The organism is Corallococcus sicarius, assembly GCF_003611735.1.
GTDB lineage: Bacteria > Myxococcota > Myxococcia > Myxococcales > Myxococcaceae > Corallococcus > Corallococcus sicarius.
On the sequence record NZ_RAWG01000091.1, the window covers coordinates 18,330 to 30,491 of the forward strand.

The 12,162-nt window shown below is 71.0% G+C and carries 13 protein-coding genes; 4 read left to right on the plus strand and 9 right to left on the minus strand.

All coding sequences use genetic code 11. The features are described from left to right. Positions 1-73: 73 nt before the first annotated feature. Both D7X12_RS16285 and D7X12_RS16290 read right to left on the minus strand, forming a co-directional pair. Positions 74-418: an antibiotic biosynthesis monooxygenase family protein gene (locus D7X12_RS16285; RefSeq protein WP_120532925.1), complete on the minus strand. Its 345-nt coding sequence runs from the start codon at positions 416-418 to the stop codon at positions 74-76. After that, on the minus strand, positions 418-1,554 hold the full coding sequence (locus D7X12_RS16290; protein ID WP_120626181.1) for a cytochrome P450: 1,137 nt from the start codon (positions 1,552-1,554) through the stop codon (positions 418-420). The genes D7X12_RS16285 and D7X12_RS16290 overlap by 1 nt, the downstream gene beginning before the upstream one ends. Positions 1,555-1,616: 62 nt before the next feature. Between D7X12_RS16290 and D7X12_RS16295 the strand changes: the two genes are divergently transcribed. Beyond that, positions 1,617-2,300 (plus strand): ArsR/SmtB family transcription factor, encoded by a 684-nt coding sequence (locus tag D7X12_RS16295; RefSeq protein ID WP_167509009.1) that lies wholly within the window; start codon positions 1,617-1,619, stop codon positions 2,298-2,300. Here D7X12_RS16295 and proC read toward each other — a convergent pair. Further along, positions 2,282-3,154, minus strand: coding sequence for a pyrroline-5-carboxylate reductase (gene proC, locus D7X12_RS16300; RefSeq protein ID WP_120626183.1), 873 nt, complete (start codon positions 3,152-3,154; stop codon positions 2,282-2,284). The two genes, D7X12_RS16295 and proC, sit on opposite strands and share 19 nt — an antisense overlap. A gap of 15 nt (positions 3,155-3,169) precedes the next feature. Next, positions 3,170-3,946 carry a DUF481 domain-containing protein gene (locus D7X12_RS16305; protein WP_120626184.1) on the minus strand — a complete coding sequence of 259 codons (777 nt, stop codon included), beginning with the start codon at positions 3,944-3,946 and terminating at the stop codon, positions 3,170-3,172. A 147-nt stretch (positions 3,947-4,093) separates the two neighbouring features. Between D7X12_RS16305 and D7X12_RS16310 the strand changes: the two genes are divergently transcribed. Both D7X12_RS16310 and D7X12_RS16315 read left to right on the plus strand, forming a co-directional pair. After that, entirely contained in the window at positions 4,094-4,981 is an 888-nt protein-coding gene (locus D7X12_RS16310; protein ID WP_120626185.1) for a PhzF family phenazine biosynthesis protein, read from the plus strand. A gap of 162 nt (positions 4,982-5,143) precedes the next feature. Further along, a complete protein-coding gene (locus D7X12_RS16315) occupies positions 5,144-5,824 on the plus strand; it encodes an Hsp20/alpha crystallin family protein (protein ID WP_120626186.1) in 681 nt (226 codons plus the stop codon). 18 nt (positions 5,825-5,842) lie between these two features. On the opposite strand, the gene D7X12_RS16320 is transcribed toward D7X12_RS16315, so the two are convergent. Together D7X12_RS16320 and D7X12_RS16325 are read right to left on the minus strand one after the other, a co-directional pair. After that, on the minus strand, positions 5,843-6,547 hold the full coding sequence (locus D7X12_RS16320; RefSeq protein ID WP_120626187.1) for a hypothetical protein: 705 nt from the start codon (positions 6,545-6,547) through the stop codon (positions 5,843-5,845). Further along, complete coding sequence (locus D7X12_RS16325; RefSeq protein WP_120626188.1) at positions 6,544-7,221, minus strand: Fic family protein; 678 nt, start codon at positions 7,219-7,221, stop codon at positions 6,544-6,546. Before D7X12_RS16325 ends, D7X12_RS16320 begins: the two co-directional genes overlap by 4 nt. A 153-nt stretch (positions 7,222-7,374) precedes the next feature. Between D7X12_RS16325 and D7X12_RS16330 the strand changes: the two genes are divergently transcribed. Next, on the plus strand, positions 7,375-8,295 hold the full coding sequence (locus tag D7X12_RS16330; RefSeq protein ID WP_120626189.1) for a diacylglycerol/lipid kinase family protein: 921 nt from the start codon (positions 7,375-7,377) through the stop codon (positions 8,293-8,295). Here the strand turns inward: D7X12_RS16330 and D7X12_RS16335 are convergent. The 3 genes from D7X12_RS16335 to D7X12_RS16345 all read right to left on the minus strand — a co-directional run bounded on the left by D7X12_RS16335 (position 8,285) and on the right by D7X12_RS16345 (position 12,134). Continuing rightward, on the minus strand, positions 8,285-9,184 hold the full coding sequence (locus tag D7X12_RS16335) for a CheR family methyltransferase (protein ID WP_120626190.1): 900 nt from the start codon (positions 9,182-9,184) through the stop codon (positions 8,285-8,287). The genes D7X12_RS16330 and D7X12_RS16335 overlap by 11 nt on opposite strands. 2 nt (positions 9,185-9,186) lie before the next feature. Further along, positions 9,187-10,251, minus strand: coding sequence for a chemotaxis-specific protein-glutamate methyltransferase CheB (gene cheB / locus D7X12_RS16340; RefSeq protein ID WP_120626191.1), 1,065 nt, complete (start codon positions 10,249-10,251; stop codon positions 9,187-9,189). A gap of 170 nt (positions 10,252-10,421) precedes the next feature. Continuing rightward, complete coding sequence (locus D7X12_RS16345; protein WP_147443691.1) at positions 10,422-12,134, minus strand: methyl-accepting chemotaxis protein; 1,713 nt, start codon at positions 12,132-12,134, stop codon at positions 10,422-10,424. Between the last annotated feature and the right edge of the window lie 28 nt (positions 12,135-12,162).

A 12,162-nucleotide genomic window follows, 5' to 3' on the forward strand; every position in this document is an offset into this window, starting at 1 on the left:
CGCCCCATGAGAGTCGCGCATTCCCAAGCCGTTCCCGCATCGTGCACCCCCAGGCGAAGCTGGGAAGCCGTTGTCAGCCGTGCACGGTGCGACTGTCGGCGGGCACGGCTGCCCGGTCCTTCAGGCCGTAGTCCCTGACGACGTGCGCCACACGCAGGCGGTAGTCGCGGAACACGCTCTCCCGGCCTTCACTCTGGGCCTCACGGTGGGCCTCCAGGCGTCGCCACTCCGCCACCGCCGCCTCGTCGCGCCAGTAGGACAAGGACAGCAGCTTGCCCGGCTCGCTGAGGCTCTGGAACCGCTCGATGGAGATGAAGCCGTCAATGCCCGACAGCAAGGGGCGCAAGGCCGCCGCGAGATCGAGATACCGCTGACGGTGGTCCTCATGGGCCCAGACTTCGAAGATGACGGCAATCATCACAGACCTCCCAGGATGCGAGCGTTGGTGGATGCGCGCCAGGTGACGGAGCGCGACAGCGGGGTGAGGTCCAGGCCGCTCGCCAGCACGTGGCCGACCGCGGCGGAGGCCATCGCCACCGCGAGCTCCTGGCCGGGGCAGGCATGCGCGCCCACGCCGAAGGTGAAGGTCCGGCGGTCGGGACGACGCGGGAGGAACATGTCGGGCTGGGGATTCACCCGGGGATCGCGGTTCGCGGCGGCGAGCACGACGACCACCGTCGCGCCTGCTTCCACCTCCTGGCTCGCAATGAACGCGCGCTCGGGGACGAAGCGCCGGGTGTTCTGGACCGGTGACTCATGACGGGCTGCCTCCCGGACCACGTCGTCGAGGGTGCACTCGCCCCGTGCGACCTGCTCCCTCAACCCGGGCATCCGAGCGAAGGCCCGCAGCGATGCTCCCACGAGCCCCGCGGTCGCTTCATAGGCCTGGGTGAGGAGGCCCACCGCGTTGGGGACCAGCGCCTCCACCGGGCCCCCCTGCATTCGCGCGGCGAAGGCGCTCAACAGCGCCGGTGCGTGTGGCTGTGATTGAAGACAGGCTGTCACGCGCTCGACCAGGCGCGCGGCTGCCAGGGTTCCCTCTGCTCCCATCACCGGATGGGCGACCGAGCGGACATAGGCATCCACGTCCCGCACGCTCTGCTCCAGCGTCTCCTCCGCGAATCCCAGCAGCGTGCCCAGCACGTACACGGGAAGCTGGAGCGCCGCCCCGGGCAGGCGTGCCAGCGGGCCTTCCGCGAAGAGGCGGGCAGACCCACGGCGGCTCTCCGCTTCCACGGCGGGCAGCATCGCCGCGAGCACCTCCGCCAGCGCGTGCTTCACGGCGGGGTAGGGCGCTCCATCGTTCATCCGCACCAGCCTCCCGAACAGCGCCCCCGCCGGAGTGCCTGACAGGTGCGGCGGAACAGGCTCCGCCCGGGGCCGCACCCGGCAGTGCTCGCTCGTGAGCACGGCCTGCACCGTGGCGGCATCCGCCGCGATCCACGGCGCGAACCCCGCGATGCGTTGCAGGCCGCCCCGGGCACACAGGTCGGCGTAGTACGGGAAGGGGTCGGGGTGGGTGACGGCCTGATACGGGTCGGTGGGCGGTTGCATCGTTCCTCGCTTCCAGCACTCTCCTCCCGGAGTTCCTGCCCTGTGCTAGGAAATGGTTCGTCATGGAACGAACGATGGATGCAGGCCCGGACCTCGCGGCGCTGGCCGGCGCCGTGGGCGATGCCACGCGGATCCGGATGCTGGAGCTGCTCATGGAGGGCCGGTCGCTCGTCGCCAAGGAGCTGGCCTTCGGCACCGGCGTCAGCCCCGCGACGGCGACCGTGCACCTCAAACGGCTGGAGCAGGCCCGGTTGATCCGCTCCACCCGACAGGGGCGCAACAAGGTGTTCCGGCTCGCCACGCCCACCGTCGCGCGCATGGTGGAAGCGCTGATGACGGTGGCGGTCCGGGGGCCCCGTGCGTCAGCGACGCCCGAGCCCCTCCGGGCCGCGCGCTATTGCTATGACCACCTCGCGGGACGGCTCGGCATGGGCATCACGGATGCACTCCTCCGCCAGGGCCACCTCTCCCTCCGACGCCGTGCCTTCGCGCTGACGCCGAGCGGTGAGGACTGGTTCGAAGCGTTCGGAGTCGACCTGGCCCCGGTGCGCGACCAGCGGCGCCAGTTCGCCCACCGCTGCCTCGACTGGAGCGAGCGGCGCGACCACCTCGCCGGGGCGCTGGGCGCGGCGCTCGCCTCACGGGTGTTCGCGTTGGGCTGGGTCGAACGTCAACCCGACTCCCGGGGCCTCGTCGTCACGTCCGCGGGCCAGCGGGGGCTGCGTCGTCACTTCGGTGCGCTGTGAGCTTCGGCGCCGGACTGCGCGCTCCGTGCGGAGGCGTCCGCGCGCTCCTTCGCGCGCTGGATGGCGACGGTCACCGCCTCGCCCACGGCGCGTGAGAGTCCGTGCGCTTCCAGCGCCTCCAGCCCCGCCACGGTGATGCCTCCCGGTGTCGCGACCTGGGCGATGAGGCCCGAGGTGGTGGCGCCGGGCTCCGCCAGCAGCTTCGCCGCGCCAATGAGCGTGCCCTCCGCGAGCGCCGCCGCCTCCGCGGCTCCCATCCCGTGCGCCATCGCGGCCTGGGCCAGCGCCTCCACGAAGCGGAACACATACGCGGGCCCGGTGCCTGAAACGCCCGTGCAGACCGTCAGCTCCTCCTCCGACACCCACAGCGGCCGGCCCAGCGCCGCGAACAGCGCGTCGGTCACCCTCCGTGCGGACTCCGTCATGCGCGAGCCCGCCGTGATGGGGGTGACGCCCGCCCCCACGCCCACGGGGGTGGGAGGGATGGCCCGGAGGATGGAGACCCCGGCCGGCAGCGCCGCTTCGAGTTGCGCGAGGCGCACGTCCGCGGACAGGGACACCACGACCTGCCCCGCCTCCAGCGCAGGGAAGATGCACGCCATCAGCTCCGCCATCTGCGCCTGCCGCACCGAGAGCAGGACCACCGCCGCGCCTCGCACCGCCTGGGCATTGTCGGTGAGGACCTGCACGCCGTGCCGGGAGCGCAGCTCCTCGCCGCGCTCGGGCCGCCGCACGGTGACGCGGAGGTCGGACGCGCGCACGTTCCCGGAGCGCAGCAGTCCCTTGATGATGGCCTCGGCGAGCTTGCCTCCACCGAGCAGCACGATGGGTGCGGGGACGGGATGGGAAACCATGACCCCAGTCTACCCCTAGAACTTCACGCCCACGGTAGTGCGAACCTGTGTGTCCAAGGCCGGCACCGTCGCAGGCGGAGCGCTGTCGTAGGTGAGGTTGAAGCCGATGCCCACCGTGACGCGCGGATTGGGCGTCACCGAGAACAGGGTCTCATTGAGCACGCGAAGGTCGGACGGGCGGGTGACGCGCGGCTGGAAGTAGATCGTCTCCACCAGGTCGATGTTCTCCATCAGGTTCACCCGGCCCAGCAGGTAGCTGGACACGCGCGGATCCGTGTAGCGGTCGCCCGCGTCCGGCTCGCCGTCCTTGCGCAGACGCTCGTGTTCCACCATCAGCGCGACGCCGAAGGTGAGCCCCGTGGCCTCCTCGTTGAACAGCACGACGCGGGGGCCTGCGCCCACCAGCGCGCGGAGCTGGAGCCGGCGGAACTCGTTGTATTCGTGCTGGACGAAGGCCTCGGCCGACACGCGCTCGGTGAACTTGCGGCGGTAGCGCACGTGCTCCAGCACCTGGCTGACGATGCGCTCGCCGCTGGCGAACGAGTACTCACCCCGGATGACGCCCAGCCAGACGCCGCGCTCGGAGCGCAGCTGTCCCACCAGCGAGCCCCGCACGGAGAACAGCTGCGTGCTGCCCGTGCGCCAGTCGCCGCCCAGCTCGATGGACGCGGCAGGCCCCGGTTCGGCCTTCTCGTCGAAGAGCGCCTGGACGTTGACGATCTGCGCCGCCGCGCTGCCCGCATGGAGCAGCAGCGCCAGCACCACCCACCCACCTGACTTCGGAAGATTCATGCCCTCCTGCTGTGCCCGCTCATGCGCCCCCGTTCAACCCTGTTGTGTGGGGCCTGGAGCAAGTCGGTCCAGCGCTTGACGCAGGCAATGGGGCGGAGCATTCCTGCGCCTCTTTCCGCGACCCGTCGCCCCTTCCGGAGCCCGCCCATGCAGGTCCACATCATCGATGCCTTCACCCGCACCGCCGGTGCAGGAAACCGCGCGGGCGTGATGCTCGACGCGTCTTCGCTGGACGTCCCCACGATGCAGCGGATCGCCGCGGTGGTCGGTGCTTCGGAGACGGCCTTCGTGCTCTCCCGTCCGGAGGACCCCACGGTGCGGCTGCGCTACTTCACGCCCACGGATGAGATTGCCTTCTGTGGCCACGCCACCGTCGCCTCCTTCCACCTGCTCGCGGAGAAGGGGCTCTTGCGAAGCCCGGGCGCGTACCGTCTGGAGTGCCCCGCCGGCACGTTCGACATCGAGCTGGAGTCGCGGGGCGCCCGCGAGACGCGCGTCTGGATTGTCACGCCCCAGCCGGCCGCGGAGCCCAGCCCCGTGGCGCTGGATGCGCTGATGTCCACGATGGGGGGCACGGTGGATCAGGTGGATCCGAGCCTGCCCGTGTGCCGCCAGGGCCACCGGCTGATGGTGCCCATGAAGCGGCTCGCGGACCTGGAGGCGCTCACCGCGCGGGGCGCCGCGATGAACACCCTGCTGCTGCCGCACGGCCTGCGGGGCGTGTACCTCTTCACGCGCGAGGCGAAGGAGCAGGGCAGCGCGGCGCATGCCCGCTACTTCGTCCCCGGGTTCGGCATCCTGGAGGACCCCGTGACGGGCTCCGCCGCCGGGCCGCTGGCAGCCTTCCTCGCCGAGCATGGCGTCCTCCGCCTGCCGGAGCAGGGCGGCACCGTGAGCAGCCGGGTGGAGCAGGGCGACACGATGGGCAAGCCGGGACGCATCGACATCGAAGTCGTCGGTCGGCCGGGACGCATCGAGCGTGCCCGGGTGGGCGGGGTGGCGCTCACCGTGATGGATGCCACGCTCGTCGCCTAGCGCTGGCCGTGCCGTCCTCGGTCCCGATACCCCGGTGGGCCCCTTGAAGGCCCCCGGACACACCGCCAATTTTGAATCGGAGGCAATCACGTCTCCGATTCAAAGTTGCTGGTGCTGTCCGACGGGCCAGGCGCCAGCCGGGCCGCACCGGGGGAGGATGTCATGGCAACCGACAAGATGAACCCGGGGGTGCAGGGGGGATCCTCCACCGCGCCCGCCGTGCAGAACACCCAGGGAACCACCCCACCGACCCAGCAGGCCCCGAAGGGCGTTGGCATCTCGCGCCGCGAGTCCTACGTCCCCGCATCCATGCGGGACCTCTACTCGCAGAGCCCGTTCGGTCTCATGCGCCGCATGATGGAGGACATGGATCAGCTCTTCGCGGACTTCGGGCTGGGAAGCAGCATCCTGTCGCCAGGCATGGGCGGACGCATCCAGCGCGGGGGCGGAGAGCTGGAGGGGGGCATCTGGTCGCCGCGAGTGGATGTGGTGGAGAAGGAAGGCAACCTCGTCGTGCGGGCCGACCTGCCCGGGATGAAGCAGGAAGACATCAAGGTCGAGGTGCTCCAGGACATGCTCCTGCTCGAGGGCGAGCGGAACTTCGAGCATGAGGAGGAGCAGGGCGGCATCTGGCGCCTGGAGCGCGGCTCCGGCTCGTTCCGGCGGGCCATTCCGCTTCCGGAAGGCATCGACACGGAGAACGCCCAGGCCCGCTTCGAGAACGGCGTCCTGGAGGTCACCCTGAAGATGCTGGAGACGAAGTCGCAGGGCCGGCGCATCGAGGTGAAGGGTGGCTCCGGCGGGCAGGTGGCCGCGGGCACGCAGAAGAAGCCCGTCCACTGAAGGCCGGGCGCGCGGACCTCAGTGCTTCCGGTGGGCCCGGCGGCCCTCGTCCTCGACGACGGCCGCCGCCACCTTCTCCGCCGAGTCCCGCAGCTCCTCGCCAGGCGGCGCGTGCCACGACTCAAAGGCAAACAGCTTGTTCATCAGCTTGCCCGCCTGATAGCCCGGGCGGAGGGTCAGCGCGTCGAACATCCACGCCAGGGCCTGATCCGCGAAGACGTACCAGGTCTCTTCACAGCCCGTCGCCTCGATGGTGATGTCCAGCACCTGGACCATGCCGTCCGCCAGCGCCAGCACCCGGATGTCGTCGTCGCCGGGCTCCGAGGGCAGCTCCCGCTGGAGGGTCTGATAGGCCGCATCCAGCTTGAACAGCCAGGCACGGGATTGCTCCAGCGCGTTGAGCATGAGCTGGATGTTGTCCTTGACGTTCATGTTGGGGGTGGGCCGCTGGTTGAAGAAGCTGTGACACCAGCAGTAGGCCCCCAGGCTCTCATTGCCCAGGACCGCACCCGACTCCGAGTACCAGGGGGGCAGGTTCTCCTTGAGCAGCTGCGCGACGTGCTTGCCCATCGCCGTGCGCTCCTCGTCCGGCAGCTTGCGCGTCCCCGGCGGCACCCGGGGCTCCAGGTACCTGCGCAGCACGGCGGCGAGCTTCTCCGGGTCGTAGTCATCCAGGCTCTCCCGGATGCGGTGCCAGGGCGTCTTCGCGTTCACCTTGCTCATGGAGACACCTCGTTGCGACAGGGGGCCTCCGGCCCCGCGATGCTCCGGGCCAGCAGCCGCGCCAGGCGCGTGTAGCCCACGGCGTCTCCGGGCCGCTTGGGCCACAGCACCAGGGGCCCAAGCGGCGGGGTGGGCAGCCCGCCCCGTCGCAGCATGTAGTCCAGCCACAGCCGCGCCGCGCGTGCGTTGCCGTCCGGGAACGGATGGAAGAAACACAGGTCCAGGTACAACCGGATGGCATGCGCCACCGGATGGCGTGCCTCCCGGGCGTCCCCCTCCACCTTGGCGATGAAGGCCGCCTCCAGCCCGGAGGCCTGCGCATAGCGGTGTGCGCCGCGACGCGCGAAGGCCTCCCCGGTCCGGAAGCCCGTGGGAGCGCCCAGCACCTCCCCCTGGACCGCCACCATCCGGGCGAACGTCAGCGGTTCGCCCGCGTCCGCGCACCGCCGCACCTGGACCAGGGCCTGTTCGAAGCGCTCTGTCCGCACCGGCCCCCAGGCCTCGTGGGCGGGCGCGTCATGGCGGTGGAGGAAGTCCTCCTGGGCCCCCGTCTCCCGGAAGGGCTGCCGTCCCGCCGCGGCCAGGTCCGCCGCCAGCGCAGGCAGGGCCCAGTCCAGGGCGCGCGTGGCCTCCAGGTGGGGACCGAGCTGCTCGGGCGAAGGCGGGGTTTTCACTCAGGGGCCGGGACGAGGATGCGGGGGGACACCCCAGCATGGCATGGTCCGGGTGACAAACACCCCGGGCCCCGGAGCCATTGGATGGGTCACGGAGTGGAGCCCCGGCGCACAACCGCGTAAACAAGCGGTTTCGCAGGGAGAAGGCACTGAATGAAGACGTTCCTCGTGGTCAACCCGCGCAGCGCCAACGGGCAGACGGGGAAGCGATGGGTGGAGATCTCCGCGCAGGTGGGCCGGGTGCTCGGTGAGTTCGGGCACGGCTTCACCAGCGGCGGCATGGATGCGGCGCGGCTGGCGCGGCAGGCCATCGACGACGGCTTTGAGTGCATCGTCGCGGTGGGCGGCGACGGCACCCTCAACGAGGTCACCAACGGCTTCTTCCGAGACGGCAAGGTCATCAACCCCCAGGCGGCGCTGGGGCTGCTGCCCCGGGGCACCGGCGGTGACTTCCGCCGCACGTTCGGGTGGGACCTGGAGTTGACGTCCGCGCTGGAGCGCCTGCGCACGGAGAAGACGGAGCCCTTCGACGTGGGCCGGCTGGAGTTCATCGACAACGAGGGCCAGCCCGCGACGCGCTACTTCTCCAACATCGCCTCGTTCGGCGTGAGCGCGGTGGTGGCCCGCGAGGTGAACTCCGGCAGCAAGGCGCTGGGCGGCAACCTCAGCTTCATGTGGGGCACCGTGAAGGGCCTGGTGAAGTACACCGAGCAGCAGGTGCGCCTGACGCTGGATGGCGGCACGCCGGAGACGGTGAGCGTCACCACCGTGGCCGTGGCCAACGGGCGCTACTTCGGCAGCGGCATGTTCGTCGCCCCCGACGCCGTCACGCACGACGGCTTCTTCGACGTCACGCTCTGGTCCAACTACCGCCTGAGCGACTTCGTCCTCAAGTCCAAGGGCGTCTACAACGGCGACCACGTCACCTGGAAGGGCACGCGGCGCTTCCGCTGCCGCACGATCCACGCCGAGCCGCTGACGGGCGACGTGTTCCTCGACGTGGACGGCGAGACGCCGGGCCGGCTGCCCTGCACCATGACGCTGCTGCCGTCGGCCATCCGGCTCAAGGTGTGACGCGCGGGGGCGCGCGCGTTTGGCTGCGCTCGTCCACTGTCGCCACGGGGACGACGCCCGGCACGGGGGCGGGGCGGTACCAGCCCGTCTGCCCGATGAGGTGTCGGGAGAAGCCGTCCTCCACGAGGGGGGCGGCCTCCGCGGCGCCCAGCACCAGGTAGCCATCCGCGTGCAGCATCCGCCGCACGCGGGCGAGCACCGCGCGCCGGGTGGGTGCGTCCCAGTAGATCATCACGTTGCGAAGGAAGACGACGTCCATGGGGGGCTCCGGCGGGAAGTCCTCCATCAGGTTGAGTGGACGCAGCTCCACCGCCTTGCGCAGCTGTTCGTTGATCCGCCCCCCCCCGTCGCGCTCCTGGTGGAAGTAGCGCTGGCGCAGCAGGGGTGTGAGGCCCCGGTGGATCTCCTGCGCGTCGTAGCGGGCCTCGCTGGCGCGCACCAGGGCGCGCGTGGAGAAGTCGGTGGCGAGGATGCGCACCGTCCAGCCGGTGATGAGCAGCCCCGCCTCCGCCAGCGTCATCGCGACGCTGTAGGGCTCCTGTCCGAAGGCGCACGCCGCGCACCAGATCCGCAACGTGCGCGTCCGTCCGCGCCGGGCCAGGAGGGCGGGCAGCACCGTGGAGCGCAGGGACTCGAAGACGGATGCGTCCCGGAAGAAGGCCGTCTCGTGGTTGGCCAGGGCCTCCGTCATGCGCTGGTGGAGCGGGCTGTTCTCGGGTTGGGCGCGCAGCCGGGCGAGCAGGGCGGTGACGTCCGCCACCTGCTCCTCGCGCATGAGCCACGTAAGGCGCGTCTCCACCAGCGCGGCCGTGTCCTGCTCCAGCACGAGCCCGGACCGTCGCCGCACGTGCTGCCGGAGCCAGGCGAAGTCGTCGGGTTGCAGGGGCATGATCAGCTCCTCCGTCCGCGCGCTTCCACGCGCCGCACCAGCTCCGCGGCCAGCCCGTCCAGGGAGGTCACGCCATCCGCCAGTCCCGCCTGCTCCACCGCGCCCGGCATGCTGCCGATGACGCAACTGGCCTGGTCCTGCACCACCACCTGACCGCCCGCTTCGTCCACCTGCCGGCAGCCGCGCAGTCCGTCCTGGCCCATGCCGGTGAGCACCACCGCCAGCACGCCCGCGCCGTAGACCTCCACCGCGGAGCGGAAGAGGACGTCCAGGGCCGGACGGCACGCGTTCTCCGCGGGCCCTTGGTGGGTGACGAGCCGTACGCCCGTCGCACTCCGGACGAGGGCCAGGTGGAAGTCCCCGGGGGCGACCCACACCGTGCCCGCCCGGACCTGTTCTCCGGCGACGGCCTCACGCACGCGCAGCTTGCTTGCGACCTCCAGCAGCTCCGCGAGCAGCCGCGTGAACAGGGGCGGCATGTGCTGCACGATGAGCACGGGCACCGACAGGTCCGCCGGGAGCGCGGACACCACGCGCACCAGCGCGCCAGGGCCTCCGGTGGACGCGCCAATGACGATGACCTCCACCCGCGCGGGCACCCGGGGCCGGGGCAGAGGCACCCGGGGCGCCAGTGCCGAGCCCATCGTGCCCGGGAACGCGCGCACGTCGAGCCCCTTGAGCTTGCGCACCAGCTCGTCGCGCACCGAGTCCACGGTGACGTGCAGTCCCCCGGACGACGTGGGCTTCGTCACGTAGTCACGTGCGCCCAGCGCCAGGGCCTCCAGCGTCAACGAGCCTGCGCGTTCGGTGAGCGCGCTGAACATCACCACGGGCAGCGTGGGCGCACGCTGTCGCAGCAGCTTCAGGGTCTCCAGGCCGTTCAGCTCCGGCATCTCCAGGTCCAGCAGCACCACGTCCGGTTGGAACTGCTCCACCTTCGCCAGCGCGATGCGGCCGTTCGCCGCGGTGGCGACGACCTCCAGGCCGGGATCGGCCGCGAGGAGCAACGACACCTGTCGCCGCACCACGGCCGCGTCGTCCACCACCAGGACCCGGATGGCACTCATGAGGGGACGTTTCACCGGGCCCCGGGTTCGACCGGGCAGCGGCCCGTCGAAGCGCCGGAGGCAGGATTGCCACCGGAGACCTCGTGCCAGGGCCTGCCGACGAGGCTGTCCACATCCCACCCCTGCTTCAGTCCGGTTCGCACGCGCCATCCTTCCTGGGGAACAGGGAGCTACTTCGAGCGGTCCTGACGGGCGCCCTCGGTCTCGATCTGGACGACCAGCCGTTGCAGCGACTGCGCCATGTGGGCCAGCTCCACCGCCGAGCGCTGCGTGCTGCCCGCGCCTTCGGTGGTGCTGCGCGCGGCCTCCGCGACGGCGGCCATGTTGTCGGAGATCTGCTGGCTGCCCTTGGCCGCCTCGCCCACGTTGCGAAGGATTTCGCCGGCGGTGGCCGTCTGCTCCTCCACCGACGATGCGATGGAGGTCTGCAGCTCATTGATGCGCCCGATGGTGACACCAATCTCCAGGATGGCGTTCACCACCTCCTCGGTGTCGCCCTGGATGGTGCCGATCTTCTGGCCGATGTCCTCGGTGGCCCGTGCCGTCTCCCGCGCGAGTTCCTTCACCTCGTTGGCCACCACCGCGAAGCCCCGGCCGGCCTCGCCCGCGCGGGCCGCCTCGATGGTCGCGTTGAGCGCCAGGAGGTTGGTCTGCTGCGCGATGGAGGTGATGACCTTGATGACCTTGCCAATCTCCAGGCTGCTCGTGCCGAGCTTGCCGACGATGAGGGACGTGTTGTCCGCCAGCTTGACGGCGGACGACGCCACCCGGGCGGCGGACGTCGCGTTGCGCGCCACCTCGCGGATGTTCGCGTTGACCTCCTCCATGCCGGACGCGACGCTCTGCACGTTGCGGCTCACCTGTTCGGCGCCCGCGGACACCTGCGTGGCCTGCGCCGCGGTCTCCTGCGCGTTGCTCACCATCTGCTGGCTGACGCTGGACAGCTCCTGCGAGGACGCCGCGAGCGTCTGCGAGTGCTGCGTCACCTCCTGGAAGATGCCGCGCAGGGTGGTGTCCAGGGACTTCTCACGCTCCTGCACGGAGAGCTTCTCGGTGATGTCATCCCACGTCACCACGTAGCCCGTGAGCCCTCCGCCCTTGCCGAGGATGCCGTCCACGCGGGCCTTGAGCGTGAACCCGCCCACGGAGAAGACGGCCTCGTGCGGCAGCGCCGACGGCATGGCCAGCCGCGACTCCTCACGGCGCAGCTGCTGCTCGAAGCGGGAGAGGAAGTCCCCCTCCACCGCCTCCGAAGCGCCGTCCTTCTGAGCCAGGGTCTGCTCGATGCGCTCGATGGCCTCCGTGGCCGACGCGTTCACGAACACGACCCCGAGCTCCGCATCCAGCACGAGGACATGGACCCGCGCCGCGTCGAGCAGCGCTTCACTCGCCGCACCCGCGAGGGGCGACGATGCACGACGACGCGAGGCCCGGGGGGCGGGCGCCGCCGCGATGACCCGGCGGCCCTCTGTCCGGGGCCGGGGAGACCGCTTCGCCGCGGGCTTCCGCACGGGCTCCGGTTCGAGCAGGTCCACCGCTGACAGCACCTGCAGGGCGATGGGGCCGGGCACGTCCTGTTCATCCAGCACGAGGGCCAGGTGTTCGGCGACGCGCTCGAAGTGCTGCGGGCGCAGGTTCAGCGCCGCGTGCGCGTCGCGCATGGATGGGCCGCGGTAGACGGCGGGGCCGCCCAGGTGCTGCGTGAGGTGGGCGACCATCTGCCGTTGCAGCAGGGCCAGGTCCGCGCGCCGGAAGAAGGGCTTCAGCAGGGCGTCCGTCATCACCCGGGCGTAGAGCTTCTGCACGGTGGCCGTCAGGGCGGCCTTGCCCCCCAGACGCTGGAAGAGGGTGGTTTTCACGGCGGGCGCAACGGTGCGGGCCATCAGCGGGACTCCTGGGAAGGCACGGGGA